Source organism: Treponema porcinum, assembly GCF_900167145.1.
Taxonomy (GTDB): domain Bacteria; phylum Spirochaetota; class Spirochaetia; order Treponematales; family Treponemataceae; genus Treponema_D; species Treponema_D porcinum.
This window is the reverse complement of record NZ_FUWG01000012.1, coordinates 86,957-105,792: the sequence shown is the minus strand read 5'-3', so window position 1 is coordinate 105,792 and position 18,836 is coordinate 86,957. Positions and strand designations below refer to the sequence as shown.

General features: G+C 43.9%; 18 protein-coding genes and 1 pseudogene. 10 read left to right on the top strand and 9 right to left on the bottom strand.

The genetic code is table 11. The features are described from left to right. The 4 genes and pseudogenes from B5D55_RS08650 to B5D55_RS08640 all read right to left on the bottom strand — a co-directional run. Positions 1 to 242 (bottom strand): transposase (locus B5D55_RS08650; protein WP_143593299.1); only part of this gene is annotated, 242 nt, incomplete at its 3' end. Between the two features lie 61 nt (positions 243 to 303). Further along, positions 304 to 456 carry a hypothetical protein gene (locus B5D55_RS11620; RefSeq protein ID WP_159446196.1) on the bottom strand — a complete coding sequence of 51 codons (153 nt, stop codon included), beginning with the start codon at positions 454 to 456 and terminating at the stop codon, positions 304 to 306. A gap of 331 nt (positions 457 to 787) precedes the next feature. Next, positions 788 to 1,206 (bottom strand): annotated as a pseudogene (locus tag B5D55_RS12070) (type II toxin-antitoxin system VapC family toxin). Then, positions 1,199 to 1,447: a DUF6364 family protein gene (locus tag B5D55_RS08640; protein WP_078933617.1), complete on the bottom strand. Its 249-nt coding sequence runs from the start codon at positions 1,445 to 1,447 to the stop codon at positions 1,199 to 1,201. The pseudogene B5D55_RS12070 and the gene B5D55_RS08640 overlap by 8 nt, the downstream one beginning before the upstream one ends. Before the next feature lie 178 nt (positions 1,448 to 1,625). Between B5D55_RS08640 and B5D55_RS08635 the strand changes: the two genes are divergently transcribed. After that, positions 1,626 to 2,951 carry an aspartate kinase gene (locus tag B5D55_RS08635; protein ID WP_078933606.1) on the top strand — a complete coding sequence of 442 codons (1,326 nt, stop codon included), beginning with the start codon at positions 1,626 to 1,628 and terminating at the stop codon, positions 2,949 to 2,951. A 42-nt stretch (positions 2,952 to 2,993) separates the two neighbouring features. Further along, complete coding sequence (gene dapB, locus B5D55_RS08630) at positions 2,994 to 3,773, top strand: 4-hydroxy-tetrahydrodipicolinate reductase (RefSeq protein WP_078933605.1); 780 nt, start codon at positions 2,994 to 2,996, stop codon at positions 3,771 to 3,773. A 17-nt stretch (positions 3,774 to 3,790) separates the two neighbouring features. On the opposite strand, the gene B5D55_RS08625 is transcribed toward dapB, so the two are convergent. After that, on the bottom strand, positions 3,791 to 4,483 hold the full coding sequence (locus B5D55_RS08625; RefSeq protein ID WP_078933604.1) for a hypothetical protein: 693 nt from the start codon (positions 4,481 to 4,483) through the stop codon (positions 3,791 to 3,793). Between the two features lie 174 nt (positions 4,484 to 4,657). Here B5D55_RS08625 and B5D55_RS08620 point away from each other — a divergent pair, with 174 nt between their 5' ends. From B5D55_RS08620 to B5D55_RS08610, 3 genes are read left to right on the top strand one after another with little or no spacing between them, the layout of a single operon-like run. Continuing rightward, a complete protein-coding gene (locus B5D55_RS08620; RefSeq protein ID WP_078933603.1) occupies positions 4,658 to 4,936 on the top strand; it encodes an OadG family transporter subunit in 279 nt (92 codons plus the stop codon). 24 nt (positions 4,937 to 4,960) lie between these two features. Continuing rightward, on the top strand, positions 4,961 to 7,045 hold the full coding sequence (oadA, locus tag B5D55_RS08615) for a sodium-extruding oxaloacetate decarboxylase subunit alpha (protein ID WP_078933602.1): 2,085 nt from the start codon (positions 4,961 to 4,963) through the stop codon (positions 7,043 to 7,045). Between the two features lie 59 nt (positions 7,046 to 7,104). After that, positions 7,105 to 8,532: a sodium ion-translocating decarboxylase subunit beta gene (locus B5D55_RS08610; protein WP_078933616.1), complete on the top strand. Its 1,428-nt coding sequence runs from the start codon at positions 7,105 to 7,107 to the stop codon at positions 8,530 to 8,532. A 102-nt stretch (positions 8,533 to 8,634) separates the two neighbouring features. Here the strand turns inward: B5D55_RS08610 and B5D55_RS08605 are convergent, their stop codons facing one another. The 4 genes from B5D55_RS08605 to B5D55_RS08590 form a co-directional block, all read right to left on the bottom strand. Then, on the bottom strand, positions 8,635 to 9,270 hold the full coding sequence (locus B5D55_RS08605; protein ID WP_078933601.1) for a lactate utilization protein: 636 nt from the start codon (positions 9,268 to 9,270) through the stop codon (positions 8,635 to 8,637). 43 nt (positions 9,271 to 9,313) lie between these two features. Then, positions 9,314 to 10,645 (bottom strand): OmpA family protein, encoded by a 1,332-nt coding sequence (locus B5D55_RS08600; protein ID WP_143593297.1) that lies wholly within the window; start codon positions 10,643 to 10,645, stop codon positions 9,314 to 9,316. Between the two features lie 86 nt (positions 10,646 to 10,731). After that, entirely contained in the window at positions 10,732 to 11,673 is a 942-nt protein-coding gene (locus tag B5D55_RS08595) for a lytic transglycosylase domain-containing protein (RefSeq protein ID WP_159446195.1), read from the bottom strand. Then, positions 11,670 to 12,734, bottom strand: a complete 1,065-nt coding sequence (locus B5D55_RS08590) for a tetratricopeptide repeat protein (RefSeq protein WP_078933598.1) — start codon at positions 12,732 to 12,734, stop codon at positions 11,670 to 11,672. Before B5D55_RS08590 ends, B5D55_RS08595 begins: the two co-directional genes overlap by 4 nt. A gap of 105 nt (positions 12,735 to 12,839) precedes the next feature. On the opposite strand from B5D55_RS08590, the gene B5D55_RS08585 reads away from it, so the two are divergent. The 5 genes from B5D55_RS08585 to secF all read left to right on the top strand — a co-directional run bounded on the left by B5D55_RS08585 (position 12,840) and on the right by secF (position 18,764). Next, positions 12,840 to 13,466, top strand: coding sequence for a LiaI-LiaF-like domain-containing protein (locus B5D55_RS08585; RefSeq protein ID WP_078933597.1), 627 nt, complete (start codon positions 12,840 to 12,842; stop codon positions 13,464 to 13,466). A 56-nt stretch (positions 13,467 to 13,522) separates the two neighbouring features. After that, positions 13,523 to 15,223 carry a tetratricopeptide repeat protein gene (locus B5D55_RS08580; RefSeq protein ID WP_143593295.1) on the top strand — a complete coding sequence of 567 codons (1,701 nt, stop codon included), beginning with the start codon at positions 13,523 to 13,525 and terminating at the stop codon, positions 15,221 to 15,223. A 136-nt stretch (positions 15,224 to 15,359) separates the two neighbouring features. Next, the gene (yajC, locus tag B5D55_RS08575) at positions 15,360 to 15,764 is read left to right on the top strand and encodes a preprotein translocase subunit YajC (protein ID WP_078933595.1); all 405 of its coding nucleotides are present in this window, start codon (positions 15,360 to 15,362) and stop codon (positions 15,762 to 15,764) included. Between the two features lie 18 nt (positions 15,765 to 15,782). Next, on the top strand, positions 15,783 to 17,522 hold the full coding sequence (secD, locus tag B5D55_RS08570; protein WP_078933594.1) for a protein translocase subunit SecD: 1,740 nt from the start codon (positions 15,783 to 15,785) through the stop codon (positions 17,520 to 17,522). Beyond that, positions 17,523 to 18,764 carry a protein translocase subunit SecF gene (gene secF / locus B5D55_RS08565; protein ID WP_078933593.1) on the top strand — a complete coding sequence of 414 codons (1,242 nt, stop codon included), beginning with the start codon at positions 17,523 to 17,525 and terminating at the stop codon, positions 18,762 to 18,764. Positions 18,765 to 18,836: the final 72 nt, after the last annotated feature.

Genomic DNA, 18,836 nt, shown 5'->3' with positions numbered 1-18,836 from the left:
TTTTGAAGTTTTGCTTCAAGTTCATCGATTTTCTTCTGCTGGGCTTTTTCTGTAATGTCCGGTCTGGTACGGTTGAATATCATTGCCGCATTTTCCAAGAATTCTTTCTTCCAGTTCAGGATCATGTTTGGATGAATGTTGTTTTCCTTTGCAACATCGCTGACCGCTTTTCCATCCTGAATAACAGCCATCACAACTTTCAATTTTTCTTCTGCCGTAAAAGTTCTTCGCGTTCTTCCCATAAGGTGTCCTTCCTTTGTATTATACACCTTATTAGCTTTGCTGTTTTAGTCCAAGTTGCGGTTAGGCATTACACATACAACCAGAACCATAAGAAGTTAATCCACAGAAAACGCAGTGTTTTTCATCATCAATATGTTCATGTTTTTTAGTTGGACTTTTCATACATCCACTACCGTAACTTGTAGAACCACAATATTTACATTTTGAAACCATAGCTTATTCCTCCTAGTAACTATATATTACTACGAATAAGTATATCATGTATGATACAGAAGTATGATTTTCCTTTGCATGAAATACCAAAACATCAGCAGAACATCCACCATCAGAATTAGCAAACCAAATCTTTCGTAAATATGGACGAATATTTGCAATAAGAACATCACCTTTTTTATAACGAGTAAGATTGCATTTTTGTGGTGGAAGATTTGCACAGGAAGAGTTCCTGTTACAGAATTTGTTTCATATTTGCATAGCGCGATTTCAGCATAGTTTTGTCAGCTTTTGTAATAATCTTTCAACAATGCAGTTCAAAATTTTTGTTTTAAATTAACTTTTTCGTAACCAAGTAACTTTCCGGCGTTTGTACAACAATAGATGCCTTTTTATAATCCCGAATGTTTCTGGTTAAAATGACAGGAATTTGATATTCCAAAGCCGTGTAATATTGAATTGCATCTTCAAAATCTGGAAAGTCAGAGTTTAAGGCCTTGTCGATGACGCTTTCTGTAGAATAAATTACATGCAAAAGAATACGCAGTTTTCGGACTGCATTTTTGCAGAAGCGTTTCCAAGCTGTTTTCGAAGAATATAAAAAGTATTTGCCAGAATCAGAGGAGTTGTGTAAAGTTCCAGTTTTTTCATTTCGGCAAAAGTAAAAAGCACCGCAGAAAAATGAAAATTCGGAAGGCGACCGGCAAGTAAATCCAGAATCACATCCGTATCGACAAAAACTTTATTCATATTTTTTATCCAGATAAGAAGTGTAATCGGATTTATAATCATAATTTTCTTCAAGATGAATTATGCCCGAAAGTTCATTTACCAAAGGGCTGTAAGAAAATTCTGATTTATTGTTATTAACAGTAAGATTGTCGAAAAAGTTTTCTACAATTGCAGAAAGTGAAGTTCCAATTTTAGAAACATATTCTTTAGCACGAGAAATTGAATCGTTATTAAGCTTTAAGGTTAATTTTGCTTCCATATTTTTCCTTTCATAAAAGTCAGTGCTGTAAGCTTTGTCGCGTTTCAATCATTTTTTTTCACACTTCTCTTATGCGTATAAAATAATAAATTTTATACGGCTTCTCAAGTTTTTTTTACATTGCGTGATGTTTATACAAGATTGAATAAATATGCAATAAAATGTATATTCTTTAGATATGATAGTTATGAAATTCGGCGGCTCTTCGGTGGCCAATGCAGACAGAATAAAGCATGTTGCTTCTATTATTAAAGCGTATCGGGAAAAACGTCCTGTTGTAGTCCTTTCTGCAATGGGAGATACGACTGATCATCTTCTTGAGGCGGCAGACAAAGCCGTTTCTGGTATTGTGGACGTGGCTGGCGTTGCGCAGCTTCACGAAGATACTGCACGCGAACTTGGAATAGACATTCAGACGGTGCAGCTTCTTCTTGACGAACTGAAGCAGCTTCTTACAGGAATTTCAATGCTTAAGGAAATCAGCAAACGTTCGCGTGACTATCTTGTTTCATTCGGCGAGCGGATGTCCGTTCGTATGATGGCTGCATACCTGAACAGTATTGGGATTCCTGCAAAATTCTACGATGCCTGGGACGTAGGTTTTATAAGCGATTCTCATTATATGTCGGCAGAACTGCTTGATGATGTGTGGAATACTATTCCTTCTCATCTTGACGGATACAAAAACGGAACGGACGATGCAATTCCGATTGTTACCGGCTTTATAGCAAAAGACGCTGCCGGAAACATTACGACTCTTGGACGCGGCGGAAGTGACCTTACGGCAACGATGATTGGTGCGGCGCTTTCCGTTGATGAAGTCCAGACATGGAAAGACGTTGACGGCATTATGACTGCCGATCCGCGCCTTGTAAAGGATGCAAAACCTGTTCCGGAAGTAACGTATGAGGAAGCGCAGGAACTTGCCATGTTCGGAGCTCAGGTTCTTCACCCGCGCTCAATGCTTCCTGTCCGTAAAAGCGGAACGCCTGTCCGCGTAAAAAATTCCTATAATATAGAAAGTCCCGGCTCTATCATCGTTGAAAAGCATTCTGGTAAAGTTCCGCCTGTGTGCGCAATTACCTCTGTAAAGCACGTGAGCATTTTTGATATTGTTTCTACACGCATGCTTGGTGCGGCAGGATTTCTTGCGCACATTTTTAATCAGTTCTTGAAATGGAACGTAAGCATAGACGTGATTGCAACTTCCGAAGTGTCAGTGTCCTGTACGGTGAACACAAAGGCAGATTTGAGCGGACTCATTGCTGACCTGAAGAACGTTGCCGACGTAAACGTGCGCACGGGAAAGGCGATTGTAACGATTGTCTGCGATGCCGCGCATTCAAGCGCCATTCTTGCAAGCGGATTTGACGCACTTGCAGACGAGGGAATAAACGTCCAGATGATAAGTCAGGGGGCATCAAAAGTAAATATTTCCGTTCTTGTTGACGAAGACGAGGCGGACAGGACAGTTACCATTCTGCACAAAGCCTATTTCGGCTGACGGCGGGATGAAACTATTATTGTTTATGATATTGGAGAAAAAATGAAAATAGCACTTGTTGGATATGGAAAAATGGGGCATATGATTGCAGAGTGTGCGCGCTCATGCGGTCATGAAATTGCCGTAACTGTAGATGTTGTCGCAGATGATGCTTCTGCAAAAGTTCCTGCCGGAGATTACGAGGCAGTTGCGCGTGCGGTAAAAAGCAGCGGAGCGGAAGGAATTATAGAGTTCAGCCATCCGTCTGCGGTAATGGGTAATATCAAGGCTCTGCTTCCGCTTGGAATTCCTGTTGTAGTTGGAACGACAGGATGGAATGACAGGCATCAGGAAGTTTCGGATTTTGCCGCTTCATGCGGCGGAACGATTATGACGTCCTCCAATTTTTCTATCGGCGTGAATATGCTCTACAAGATTATTGATGAAGCTGTAAAGATTATGGAGCCGTTTTCCGAGTACGATATTTCTACGTGGGAAATGCACCACAATCAGAAGGCGGACAGTCCGTCCGGCACTGCTCTTGAAATTGCAAAACATATTCTTGCAAATACAGGTCGCAAGACGGAAATTGTAACGGAGGAATTCCACGAAAAGCCAAAGCCGGAGCAGCTTCACGTTTCTTCAACGCGCTGCGGAGCAGTTCCTGGAACGCATACTGTATTCTTTGACAGTGCCGCCGATACTATAGAAATTACTCACCGCGCAAGAAGCCGCGCGGGTTTTGCAATGGGTGCCGTTCACGCACTTGAAAGGCTGTGCAACGGCGTAAAAAACGGAAATCTTGTAAAAGGGCGGCTTTACGGAATGAGCGATTTGTTCTAGTTTTTCCGCTTTTTCCGCTAAATCAAAATCATACAGCAGAAACCTGCAGAGACAAGCAGTTCGGACAGTGCAAAAAGCAGCATTGTTTCAAACTGCTTGTTTTTTTTGTCCGTATGAGTCATCCGTTCTGCCGTCCAGATTGCCGGTGGCAGAGAAAGTACCGCTCCGGAAAGAAGCAGCAGTGAATACAGGCGGAATGAGCCGGCTGCCGTAACGACTGCTGTCTCAAGAAACGCATACAGTACGGTGAAGCATGCGGCGGTAATGACTGAAAGAACAATGTCTTCTTTCCTGAAAAAGTGCAGGATAGTGAAAATGTCCGCCGCTGCGAGACCGGCTGCCGTCAGGGCAGAAAGCCATACCGGAACAGGACACAGGTAGAAAGAAGGGTGGAGCAGGACGAGAAAACAGGCGCCGGCTGCCGTAAAAGTCGCCGCTCCTGCAAGAATGCATATTCTTTTTGTAATGTAATCTGCCAGAATTGAACCTGCCGTACTGCATGCAAGCGATATTGAAAGCATAAGCATAATGTTTTTTGAATCTGGAAGAAGCGGTGTAAGTACAAGAATGCATTCGGTAAGTATCAGAGGACAGCTGAACGGCTTTGCGTATTTTGTAAGGCTGTAAATATTTTTTTTGCAGCCAATAAGTACAAGAATTACATCGATGAAGAAAAGGGGTGTTGTTATCCCGAGAAAAATCATAACCATGGAATCAGTATAACACAAAATAAAATATGCCGTAAACTGTATTGAATAATGCTTGTAATCATTGAAAATATTTTTCCATTCTTTTATACTAAACTTGCTGACATTTTTTGAAATTTTGTTTAGAGCTGTTTTAAAGAATGTCTGTTCCTTATGTTAAAAAACCATGGAGGTTATATGACAATATCGGAAATGCTCGGGCAAAGCGGACTTCTGACTTTGCTTGGACTGGGTGTTGTTTTTGCTTTCATTATTATTTTGATTTTCTGTATGAAACTGCTTCAGGTACTTGTTCATGCATTAAAACTTGATAAGGGTGATTCAAAGGCAACTGTAAAGAAAGCGCCGGCTGCTGCTCCGGCTGCAACTGCGGTTTCTGCGGCAGCTCCTGCTGCGGATGCAAAAGCCATCGTTGCTGCGATTGCTGCTGCAATCCGCGAAAAAGAATCTGTTTGATAAACGTTTTAAGAGGTACATTTTATGTCTAAAGTTGGAATTTCCGAACTTGCAATCCGTGACGCTCATCAGTCACTTCACGCAACACGTATGACTACGGCAGATATGCTTCCTGCCTGTCCGATGCTTGATAAAATCGGATATAAATTTATTGAAGGATGGGGCGGTGCAACTTATGATTCGTGCATCCGGTTTTTGAATGAAGATCCGTGGGAGCGCCTTCGCAAACTTCATTCTGCAATGCCGAACAGCAAGATTATGATGCTTCTTCGCGGTCAGAATCTTCTTGGCTATCGTCATTATGCAGACGATGTTGTTGATAAATTCGTAGAAACAGCTGCAAAGAACGGTATTGACGTGTTCCGTATTTTTGATGCGTGCAACGATCCGCGCAATCTTGAGCGTGCTACAAAAGCCGCTAAAAAAACTGGAAAACACGTTCAGATGGCAATTTCCTATGCCGTTACTCCATATCACACTGTTGAAAAATATGCAGAACTTGCAAAGACTTATGCTGAATTCGGCGCTGATTCAATCTGTATAAAAGATATGTCTGGTCTTCTTAAGCCGTATGATGCATTCGAACTTGTTACTGCAATCAAAAAGGCTGTAGACCTTCCTATAGAAATTCATTCACACGCAACTACAGGTCTTTCCGTAGCAACGGAACTTAAGGCAGTTGAGGCAGGTGCAGATATTCTTGATACTGCAATTTCTTCTATGTCTATGGGTACATCTCATTCCCCTACAGAAACAATCGTAGAAATGCTCAAAGGTTCAAAATACGATACAGGTCTTGATACAAAAGCTCTTCTTGAGATTGCTGCTTATTTCCGTGAAGTTCGTACGCATTATGCCTCACTTGAATCAAAATTCCTTGGGGCTGATACGCGCATTCTCCTTTCTCAGGTTCCAGGCGGAATGCTCTCTAACCTTGAAAGCCAGCTGAAACAGCAGGGGGCAGCAGACAAAATGGATGACGTTCTCAAGGAACTTCCTGTCGTACAGAAAGACGTCGGCTATGTTCCGCTTGTAACTCCGACTTCACAGATTGTCGGAACTCAGGCTGTATTCAACGTACTGTTCGGCCGCTACGAGCGTATGACAGGTGAATTCCGTGATCTGCTTGTCGGAAAATACGGAAAACTTCCTGCTGAACCTAATGCTGATCTTGTAAAGAAAGCTCTTGAACAGAATAAAATGGAAAAGGCTGTTACTTGCCGCCCGGCTGATCTTCTTGAGCCGGAGTGGGATAAAATGGTTAAGGAAGCTAAGGAGAACGGCGGTGACGGTTCTGATGAAGATACTCTCACTTATGCAATGTTCCCGAAAGTTGCTCCAAAATTCTTTAAGGAACGTGCAAACGGTCCTGTTGATGCAAAAGAAGCATTCGGCATAAAAGAAGCGCCTAAATCTTCTTCCGGCGGAAAGGGCGGCTCATACACCGTAACTGTAAACGGTACTGCCTATAACGTAACTTCCGGTCCTGCTGGAGATTCTATGAGCGTACACGTAAACGGTACTGCCTATAACGTAACGTTCGGGGCAGCAGGAAGTGCTCCTGCCTCAGCACCGGCCGCAAGTGCAGCACCTGCTGTTACTGGCGGAGAAGACGTTAATGCTCCTGTTGCAGGAACGCTCCTTCGCTATGCAGTTGATAACGGCGCATCTGTATCAAAAGGTCAGACTGTCATCGTTCTTGAGTCAATGAAAATGGAACTTGAAGTAAAAGCTCCGTGTGACGGAACTATTACTTTCACAGCCCAGACTGGTTCACAGGTTTCCAACGGACAGAAACTTGCTGTCATCGGCGGTACAGCTGCTGCTCCGGCAGCTCCTGCACCAGCTGCAAGTGCTGCACCAAAAGCAGCACCGGCGACTCCTGCCGCAGCTTCAGGCGGAAAACCGGTTAATGCTCCTGTTGCAGGAACGCTTCTTCGCTATGAGGTCAGCGAAGGTGCTTCAGTTTCTGCAGATACGACTATAATCGTCGTTGAGTCAATGAAAATGGAGCTTGAAATAAAGGCTGGAAGTGCAGGAAAAGTTCATTTCCTTGCAGCTACAGGTTCTCAGATTACCTCTGGTCAGGCAATTGCCGAGATTCAGTAACGGGTATGCGTTTTTACCATACTCGTATGGTATATCTTTTGAATGTAAGGTTTGGAAAAATGGAAACTTTAAACGATACAAAAAATAAAAATAAGATTTTTCTTATGACTGCTGTGTTTCTGCTTGCCGCTGCCGTTATTTCGTTCGGTTCTACGGCTTTTGCAGACAACGGAGCGGAAGTTGCCTCTTTCCGTACGATGAACACTGCTATAGTAAAAGGTTCTGAAAAAGTACCTTCTATTTCTGTCGGTGAATTTATAAAGAATATCGGAAAAAACACCGGTATCTACAAAATGATTCATACGGAAACGCCGGAAGAAATAGAAGCTGCGGAAGCAGAAAAGGCGGCGATTGCTTCTCAGGAAGCAGAAGATCCGTTCAGCGGTGTTATCGTACCAGGATGGCAGAAACTTTTGATGCTTGCAATCGGCTTTCTGATTGTATATCTTGGTGCTGCAAAAGGATTTGAGCCTCTTCTTCTCATTCCAATCGGTTTTGGAACTATTCTTGTAAATATTCCGGGCGCAGGAATGGGAGATGCTCCGCACGGTATGCTACACATTCTGTACAGTGCCGGCGTAGGAAACGAATTCTTCCCTATGCTGATTTTTATGGGAATAGGTGCTATGACGGATTTTGCTCCGCTTATTGCAAATCCGAAGATGGCACTTCTTGGCGGTGCAGCACAGCTTGGTATTTTTGCTACTCTGTTCGGCGTTGCGCTGATGAATCTTATTCCGGGCGTTGATTACAATATGCTTCAGGCGTGTGCCATTGCCATTATCGGCGGAGCAGACGGTCCTACGTCAATCTACGTTTCCGGAAAACTTGCGCCGGAGATGATGGCTGTAATTGCAGTTGCCGCTTATTCATATATGGCGCTTGTTCCGATGATTCAGCCGCCGATTATGAAAATGCTTACTACACGCAAAGAACGTCTTATCCGTATGAAACAGCTGCGCGAAGTTTCTCGTGCAGAAAAAGTGTTGTTCCCGCTTCTGCTTCTCGTAGTTACGCTGCTGTTCCTTCCGCCGGCTGCTCCGCTTATCGGTATGCTTGCCTTCGGAAATTTCGTAAAAGAAATCGGCTGTGTCGAGCGTCTTTCAAAGACTATTCAGAACGAACTTATGAATATCGTTTCAATCCTGCTTTCTTTGGGAGTAGGAAGTCAGATGACGCCGGAGAAAATTCTGAATATGAACTCTATCGGAATTATCATCCTTGGTCTTGTGGCTTTTATCATTGCTTCTGCCGGCGGTATTCTTATGGCTAAGTTTATGAATCTGTTTCTTAAGGAAAAAATCAATCCGCTTATCGGTTCAGCAGGCGTTTCTGCCGTTCCTATGGCGGCACGCGTTTCCAATAAAGTTGGACAGAGCTATGACCCGATGAACTTCCTGTTAATGCACGCTATGGGACCGAATGTAGCCGGTGTTATCGGAACTGCAATCGCGGCAGGTGTATTCATAAGTACATACGGTCATTAAAATTTCTGCGGCATGTTTGTGCTGCTGAAAAAGTAAAAAAGGCATCTGCTTTAAGCGGATGCCTTTTTTGTTTAGGATTTTTTTGTGAGAGGGGGAGAGCGGCTAGAATCCCAGCGCTTCTCCTACAATGACGACTTTAATTCTTCCCGCCGGTTTTGAGTGTCTTGTTGTTACAAATACATTACAGATGCAGTCTGCGCTGTTACAGTCTGCGCATTTTCCGGTGATTTTACACGGTGTTTTTATGTCAAACCGCTGTGCGTTCACCGGTGCCGCAACTGTCCGTACGCGTACAAGCGCATCGTCTATGTTCCGCACGATTTTATTCGTTCCGCAGGCAATTATTACGTTTTTCGGACCGTATGTGATTGCGGCAACACGGTTACCGTTTCCGTCTATGTTCAGAAGCTGTCCGTCCTGCGTAATTGCATTTGTTCCGCTTAAAAAAGTTCCGCAAAGGAGCGCTTTCCGCATAAGTTCAGTTCGTTCTTCCGGTGATTTTGCAGTGTCGCGGCCAATGACGGAATATCCGCCGTTTTTAATTTCTTCGATAATGCCAAGTTCTTCCATAGTCTGGCATCCGCCCCAGCTTACCGTTTCGCTTTTTGGAATAAGCGACAGGATTTTCTGCTTTGCTTCCTTGCGTGTGGCGCAGTAGTATGCCTCAAAACGGTTTGCCTCAAGTGCCTTTACAACCTGTGTTCCGATTTTTTCGTTCCATATTTCTGTTGCTGTCATATATGCCTCGCATAAAAAAGATTCTTTTTTTTCTTGCAGACTGTTACCAGTCGCGCTGAATGTACGTTGCCCTTGGACGTGCCGTAATGTCTACGCGCCTGTTTTGCGCACGTCCTTCTTCCGTTGCGTTTGTTGCAACCGGACGTGTTGCTCCGTATCCTTTATAGGTGAAAAGTTCCTGCGGTACTCCTTCTTCGATGAGCGCATTCATTACGGTGCGCGTTCTTTCTATTGAAAGGTTCATCTGTCCTACGGGTTTTCCCAAATCAGCCGTATGTCCTTCTACAAGAATTGTAAATTCGTTGTTTCTGATGATTTCCGTAAGCATTTCTGCAATTCGACGTATGCGCGGCCGTTCCTGCGGAAGAAGTTCCGGGGAATCCGGAATGAATTTCAAGTCTACGCTGAAAAGAATACCTGTAAGGGAGTCAGTTACGTTGATGTCCGGGACTTTGTTTTCATAAATGTATTTTTTTACAGTCCTGTATGACGCGTAATATTCCGGGTCTTTTTCTACAGTCTGTACGTCGTATACAAGATTTTTTTTATCAAGCAGAATGACCACTTTTCCGTCTGCAAGAAGGCGGCGGTTTTCTTCGTTTCCAAGTATTTTAAGTGCATCTTTACGGCGTATTACAGGATCTGTTCTGTTTCGTCCGTATACCTTGAATGCCTTTATGTACAGCGGGTCTGCACCTGTCCTGTTTTCATACTGGGAAAAATCATCTGAATAATTATAAACGACTATTCCGTTTTTCGCGGCAGTTTCCCTTTCTACAATGTTTTTTTCATATATAAGGTTCATCTGCTCGTCCCAGACCTGCGGAAAAAAGCACGGGTAGACTTCGCTCTGTACGTATTCTCCGTGGACAGGAACGGCACCTCGTGCGTCAATGATAATTCCTGTGTATGCTCTTGTTGATACGGTGTCTACCGGTTCTTCCGGCTGGTACGGATATTTGTGCTTTACAAGCTGGCTGTTTATGGCAGTCATATTGATTGTGTTTGTCGTCGTGAGCGTTTTTTCGTCAGAATAAAACACTTCAGGCGTAAGGCTGCCGTTTTCGATTATTTTAGTAATCTGCTCAAGTGTGATTGTTCCGCCGTCAATTAAATCTCCCACATAATTCGCAGAATCTACGAAAAGTGAAAGAACCGGATCTTTTAGGAGTGCCGGCATTTTTATTTTTATAAGACCGGCTGCGGTACTTTTTCCGGAAGGCATTTGAAGTCCTGCCTTGTTCATATCAAGCGACAGCGATGCGGTGAACGTTTTTTTTGTCCAGTCAACTTTGCTTTTTGATTCGACTGCGCCCTGTGAGAACAGCCTTGCGGAGAAAATGAATGCTGATAAAAAAAGAATTGTTTTTTTCATTATATTACGCTCATTTGATTATCGGTGGATTTTTTATTCGTTTATAGCACTTTATTATATTACTTTTATGGAAAAAACTGCTCTGGTCAGTCGTTTAAATTGTGAAGTGCATATTCGGCTGATGCTTTCATTCCTTCCGGAAGGCGGATTTTGTATTCTTTGTGCGGCGGCGTACATCCCTGGACAAGCGCAAGGTTCAGGCGGATAAGTTCGTCTTCATCAATGCGAAGTTCCCGGGCAAGCGCGCGTATAGAAACAGATTTTTTCACCGTTACATAGTCGAATTCTCCTGCCCGCATATCAATTGTCTTTCCGGTTTCATCCCTCGCGCTCGGAAACGGTATTCCGTAATAGCCGGCGTTTTCCACCGCGTCTGCAACCGCCAGAAGTTTCGGTACGTAACCGGCTGCCTGTGCGCTTAAAAAGCCGTTTTCCGAAAGATACCAGAAGTCCCTGCTGCCGGCTTTTTTTACGGCACGCTGCATTGCGCCGGCTCCGCAGTTGTATGCGGTGATTGCAAGCAGCCAGTCACCGAACACATCATAGTTTTCCTTTAATTTTGAAAGCGCCGCCTGCGTTGATTTCCAGGGGTCAAGGCGCTCGTCAATATAGTCGTCGCAGTGCAGAAACGGTTTTACGCTGTTCAGCATAAACTGCCACATTCCTGTAGCGCCGCTTTTGGATTTTGCAGTCGGAATATAGTTCGATTCTACAACCGGAAGATACTCAAGGATGGGAGGGAGTCCGCGCTTTTCAATTTCGTTCCTGACATAAATTCTGTACGGTTCGGCGTTGTCAAGAATGCCGAACAGCCATTTGTACTGTGTTGTCTGGTATTTTTCGCGCAGCTGTACTACGCGCGGCGAGTCAACGCCGGAAAAGCCGAGCTGTTTGTAAGAGGCAGTTTTGTTTTCGGCTGACGGCGCGGATTCTGCACCCAGCGGCACTGACAGAAACGCAGGAATAATGAAAAAAAAAGCGAGGCGGCGGAGGATTTGTGTAAAAATCGCTCTGCGGAAAAAACTCACAGCTTTTCTCCCATATATATTCCTGCCCATTCCCAGTTTCCGTGAATGTCCGGGTCAAGCGGAAAGTTTACTTTTCTGAAATAAAGATACCATACGGAAACGTACTGGCTCCAGCCCCAGGTTCGTAGATATGCTTCGTTTGAGTTTGAGTCAGAGTCGAGTTCCTTTGCAAAGCGCACGCGGTTTCCGCGCATAAAGTTCCGCATAGAAAATTCTTCCTGCGCATTCGGATCCATTTCGTCCTGTTTCCAGGACATAGAGAAAAAGTTGACTTTTGCCTTGTATTTGTCGAGCGAGCGCCAGTCGTAATTCTGGATTGCGCGCTTTACTGCGGATTCAAGCGCGTCAAGGCTTTCAAAAGTCCAGTCTTTCGGCGAATTGCTGAATCCTACAAGCTGGCGCGCTTTTTTGTATGCGTTAGGTTCTCCTGAAATCTGAATTGTAGAAGCGTCCGGCTGTGCAAGGAAGATTGAATACGCCTTGAGCGCTTCGTTCCATTCGCTTTCCTTTTCGTATTCAAGCGCAAGCCGCAGGTAAAGTTCAGTAATACTTACGTTTGCCGGAAACCTGTTTATAAGGTCGTTGAAGTATCTTATTCTGTTTCGCGGCGTCTTGCTTATCTGTATAAGGTTTTGAAGGCAGATGAAGTGAACCGAATTTCCCTTTACAAGCAGATCCTGATATCCCTGAAGAATTCTGTCAAAGTAATATTCTGCTACAGGCTCTGCTCCGGAAGACATATAGGCGTATGCCGTCATCAGAAGCCAGTAGGCGTTGTAGATGTCGTCCGGATGTTCTTCAACCCATCCTGTCAGAAAAAGAATAAGTCCCTGCTGGTCGTTTACTGCGATAAGGTTTGTGGCTATCTGGTTTATGATTGCGTACCGGCTTACGGAATCAAGCTCCGTGTTCTGAAGCAGTGCGGTCAGTTCCGCCTGAGTACGGCTGATTTCTGCCTGATTTTCAACGGACTGGGAATTTTTGCGGCTGCACGAGAAAATCAGGAAAGAAAAAAGGAAAATAAAAGGAATATATATAAGGAATTTTATTCTTTGTCTCATTTTTTGAATTTATCACGTTCATTGGTTATTGGCAAGACGGGCTGTAATAGTGTATTCTATAAAACTGAACGCCAGTCGCTGCCGGTATTTTTTTGGAGGACTAGTATGAAAAAGCCGAATGATACATTTCTTAATATGATGCTCGTGTTCGGGCTGCTTTTTATCTTCGCCGGTTTTCTGTTCCTTGTGGGATTTACGGGCGGAAATATCGGAACTGCCGCATTCAGCGTGTATCCGCTTCTGGTCTGTTTTGCAGGATTTGTCTTTCTGTACATTTACTTTGGAGTTTCAAAAACACCGTTCAAGCTGTTTGTCGGAATGTCATTCGTTCTGAACGGACTTTTCTGCCTTCTTGTTTCGCGCGGTGCATTCAATATGACGATGAAGGAATACTGGCCTGTACTTGTGATTGTTACGGGTATTTCCCTTTTTGTTGCCGGACGCACGAAGGGCAGGCATCTTATCCTGCCGTATGATTTACCCGGAGCGATTTTCCTTTTTATGGGCGTAATTTTTCTTTTGTTTTCTCTGGGAATTATCCGGATGTCGCTGGCGCAGATGGCAGTTATGTCTGTTCCTGTAATTCTTATACTGACCGGCGTAATTCTTGTTGTACTTTTCTGCAAGCGCAAGGCGCTTCTTGATTTTCTTCCTGATGATTTGTCGGAGGAGCTTTCCGGAAAGAAAGACGAAGACGAAACGCAGGATTTTGATTCCGGTGAAGATTTGTGAGTAAAGGCAGCGAAAGGGCGATAAAATATATTTTTCTCATTTCAGCTGTTTTTTGTATGCTTAGTTCAGCTGTCTATCCGGCTTCTAAAAAGAAAAGCAGGAAAAACAGAGAACCTACTGTGGTTGCAGAGGAAAAAACGGCAATTTCTTCGGACAGGACGGAAGAATTAAAGAATAAAAAATATACGTATTTTTCTTCTGTTTCAGAGACTGTCCTTGCCGATGTGGAAACTGGTTCTCCGTCATCATTGCGCCGCGCCGCTTCTGCAATGCGCAAGTCAGAAGTTGATTATCTTGAAAACGAAAAAGTGCTGCTTGCCGTAGCCTCCAGCATTATGCAGATGGTGTATCCGTCTGAACACGTAGACTGGGAAACGCCGTCATTCACCGACGTTACGCCTTATATGGGTGCCATTCAGTCGGCGCAGAAGGGCATCTATGATATGAGTACCGGAAACGTCGATTTCCTTACGATTGTACTTCCTTCCCTTGTAATAACTACGGCGGATGACGTTTCGCCGTTCTTTACGAATTCGGAAAACGCCCTGCGGCAGGGACTTTCAATGCGCGGAGATTCTGTCCTTGCGCAGTATCTGCTGGGGCTTCTCTACCAGAAAAATAATATGCCGGAGCAGGCGCTTTCCTGTCTTTCTTCTGCAAAAAATCTTGCGCCGGACTGTTTTCAGATTTTACTGTCATTTGCGGAATGCCAGAGCCTTGCCGGAAATATGCGCGAGTCTTATGAATGTGCCGTCCAGCTCCTTGAAAAATATCCCGTGGACGTCCGCCTTCTGAAACTTTGTGCGCAGACGGCGTATGCACTGAACAACCTCAATGCCGCAGAGGAATATATTTCGCGCGTCCTTCAACAGGAGCCGAATAGTCTGGAATCGCTTTTGTTCCGCGCGAAAATTCTTATGGCAAAAAAAGAATATATCCGCGTTGCATCGCTGCTTGATATGTACTCCAGACAGGATACGACGGCGAAAGAGTATCTTCTTCTCCGCACGCAGCTTCAGTACGATTGGAGCAAAAATCTGAATGCGGCCGTTTCTACTATAGAAAATGCCCTTCGCCTTTATCCGGATGACAAGGATGTCCAGCTGTTCGCCGCCCGGCTTGCAAGCCTTTCGTATACAAAAATCGCCGGAAAATCCGCCGAAGAATATGCTGATGCGGTACTTCAGAAAGAGCCGGACAATGAAATTGCGCTTCAGTATGCGGCGGACGGTTTTGTTCAGAAAAAAAATTACCAGAAGGCGTACGAACTGAGTTCCGCCCTTATTGCAAGGAATAAGGATGATCCCGAAAATCTTTTCCGCCACGTAAATATCTGTCTTGAAGTCGGAAAGAAAGACGAAGCGTGGAATTTGATTGCGCCGCTTTATAAAGAAAAAAGTTCCGATGAAAACGTAATTCAGATGTATATAATTACGCTTGATGCAACAGGCCGCGATGCTCAGGCGCTTTCACTCATTAACCAGCTGCTCCCGAATTCGTCTTCCCGGCAGAAAAGTTTTCTGTACTACCGGCGCAGTCTTTTGCAGGGTGACGAAAATGCCGCGCTTTCCGATCTGCGCTCAAGCCTTATTGCAAATCCGCGCAACAGCGACGCATTGTTCCGCCTGTACCAGATTTATTTTGACAAGAAAGATTACCGCAAGGCGCAGTATTACCTTAAGCAGGTTGTTGCGCTTAATCCTAACGATGAAGAATTCCACCGTCTGAACGACGAACTTACGCTTCTTTTAAATTAAACTCATTGCTCCGCCGTGCCGCCGCTGTATCCATTGTTATGGCTGACTTTCTGCTTGACGGTTTTGTGAAGTGTATGTTATTCTTTTAGAACTGATTTTATCAGATAAATTTAACATCTAAAAAAAGGATTGCGATATGTCTTTTATTTCTTTCTTACAACAGGCGGGTAGTGCTGCAAGTGCATCAACTACAGCTTCGTTCCTGTCTACGATTGTTCCGTTTCTTCTTATCATTTTGATTTTCTACTTCTTTCTTATTCGTCCGCAGAATAAGAAACAGAAGGAAACAGAGAAGATGATTGCTGCCCTTAAAAAAGGCGACAAAGTCGTAACTATCGGAGGAATACACGGAGTAGTGTCTTCCACAAAAGAAAAAACTGTTATTGTAAAAGTTGATGACAATGCAAAATTAGAATTCAGCCGTTCTGCCATTGCAGCAGTTGAAACAGACAAGCCTGCAGAATCTGACAAGGCAAAAAAAGATAAAAAAGATTCTGAAAGTGCGTCTGGCGCAGATAAAACAGAAACTGAATCAAAATAATCTCTGGGGTAAAACAAGATGAATAAACGCAGTCGTTTTCTTATTCTTCTGGCAGTTCTTGCTGTCTGTCTTGCATTCCTGTGGCCATCCGTAACGTGGTATTGGGGAACGCCAAAGGAAGTACAGGCTCTGGCTTTGGGCTCGCTGGAAAATATCAAGGATTATGCAACGGCACAGGCATCCTCTGATGTGCTTGCCATAAAAGCTGCAGCAAAGGAAGATGCTTCTGCTGCCGTAGATCCGCAGTTTGCCTGGCTTGAAAAAGCAGCTGCAAAGCAGTACAAGAAAGCCGGTGAGAAAGTTCCTTCTCCTATGACAGTAGGAGCTGTTCTGAGTGCATATCAGAATGAACAGGAAGTTCTTGACGAAATTTCCGGTCATTACCGTGACAATATCCTTAAGGCAAAAAAGCGCTATCAGAATTCTGTTAAGCTTGGTCTTGACCTTTCTGGCGGTATGAACATTATCGTAAAGGCTGACCTTGATGCAGCTGTTGCTTCTCAGGTTGCTTCCGGAACGGACGTTAATGTGGAACAGTTCAAGAAAAGCGCAATGGCTCAGGCTGTAGAAACTCTTACAGGCAGAATTGATAAGTTCGGACTTACAGAACCGGTTATCCGCCAGCAGGGTGAAGATCGCATCTATATTGAAATGCCTGGTGCTGCCGAAGCTGATGCAATCAACACGATTATTATGGGAAAGGGAATCTTGAATTTCCGCCTTGTTGATACGGAAGCAACTGAAAAATTCAATCAGTATTATATGCAGCACGCCGCAAGCACTTTCAATGCGCTTGGTGATTTGATAAATCCTTCAATTATTCCGGCAGACTGTGAAGTTATGGGACATTATACAAAAGATGATTACGGTCTTGACGAGAGAATCGGTTATCTTGTAGTAAAAAAAGAGATTGCCCTTGACGGACAGCATATAAAATCTGCTGAAGTGGGTGCTGACAATCTTACAAACCGCCCTGAAGTTGACTTTGTTCTTGATACTGAGGGTGCAGAGATTTTCGGTACGTTTACCGGCGCTCATAAGGGTGAATTCCTTGCTATTGTAAGTGACAATAAAGTAAAATCTTATGCCCGCATTAACGATGCAATTACCGGCGGACGCGTTGCCATCACAGGCTTCGGTCTTGAAGAAGCGCAGAATCTTCAGAAAGTTCTTCAGACTGCTTGGCTGAACGTTCCTTTAAGCGTTGAAAGCCAGCAGGTAATCGGCGCTTCTCTTGGCGAACAGGCAATTCATCAGGGTATAAAGGCTATTGTCGTAGGTCTTCTTGCGATTATGGTATTTATGCTTATCTGGTACAAAGGTGCCGGAGTAAATGCCGTTGTTGCTCAGGTACTGAACCTGTACATTATGTTCAGTATTCTTTCTGCATTCAACCTTACTCTTTCATTGCCGAGTATTGCCGGTATGATTCTTACAATCGGTATGGCAGTTGACGCAAACGTTATTATCTTTGAGCGCATTAAAGAAGAACTTGCTCTTGGAAAGAGCCGTCAGGCTGCGCTTTCAACAGGTTTTGACAATGCATTCTGGGCAATTATGGACTCGAACATTACGACATTCATTGCCGCAATCTTCCTTTCTCAGCTTGGTACAGGCTCTATTCAGGGTTTTGCAGTAACGCTTGCAATCGGTGTTATTTCTTCTGTATTCACTGCGCTGTTCGTATCTCGCCTTATGTTTGATTTCAACACGGATGTGTTCAAGTCAACAAAAGTTAGCATTGGTTGGGGGCTGTAAATGAAAAAAGTAATTGGTTTTAGCAAGGCTTTTATTCCGTGTGCTGTTATAAGCGCTCTGATTATTATTTTTGGTGCTGTTGGTTTTGTAACAAAAGGAATAAATCTCGGCATTGATTTTAAGCCTGGTCTTATAGAAGAAATACGCATTGCGCCGCCAGCCCTTTCGGTTTCTTACAGCGGCAATGCAAATGCAACTGTTGATGTTTCAAAGGAAAGCCTGTCCGTTGTTGTAAGCGGAATCGGTGCAGAAAACAAGACTTCCGTGTTTGCTTATGCAGAATATCCTTCTGTAAATGATATTGCGGCGGCATTGAATACCGTTGACGGCGTTAAGGCTGTTGTAAACACACACGGCGATGCAGAATCTTTCTATATGTTCTTGAATTCAGCCGTTTCTACGCAGCTTTCAAAAGATCCGCTGTACATATACGCAAAGAATGCTGACGTAACGATTGATGACGTACGGGATGCGCTTTCCGATGTACACGGTGTTGCAGTGAAAAAACTTGGTTCTTCAGTTACGAGTTTTCAAATTCGTATGCCGGTGGCTACTGATGAAGATTCGAGCGATGTTCTTCAGAAAACTGTTTCTGCAAAACTTGGTGAAAAATTCGGTGCTTCTGACATTGCTGTAGTAAAAACTGACTTTATCGGTGCAGGTTTCTCAAAGACCCTTGCTTCTAAGTCAATTATCCTCCTTCTCTGTACAGTCGTACTTATCTGGGGATACGCTGCAATTCGCTTTCACTGGGATTTTGCTCTTGGTGCTGTCGTTGCTCTGCTTCACGATACGTGCATTATGTTTACGTTTATCGTCTGGACTCAGATGGAATTCAGCACGACGGTTCTTGCCGCAGTGCTTACAATCATCGGTTATTCCATAAATGCAACAGTCGTTATACTTGACCGTATACGTTTTAATCTTAATACGATTAAAGTTACCAAATTCAGCGAGCTTATTGATTCAGCCCTTTCTGATACTTTGGGACGTTCCATTATCACTACGGTTACGACGCTGTTTGCGGTTCTTTCACTGTATATATTTACTTCCGGAAGCATAAAGGATTTTGCGCTTGCGTTGATTGTCGGACTTTTGAGCGGATGTTATTCATCTATCTTTATTTCCGGCGGATTTATTCAGTTGCTCCGCAGAGGATGGAAGCCGGAGTTCGGAATTCATCATTCTGAAAAGGCAATGAAAAAAGGCGTTCTTGATATGAGTGCTGGAGTAAGCGTCTAGTTCTGTTTTGATGAAAATAAAGGCTGCCTGCTGATGTGTTTTTATAATGCATCTTCGGGGCAGTCTTTTTTT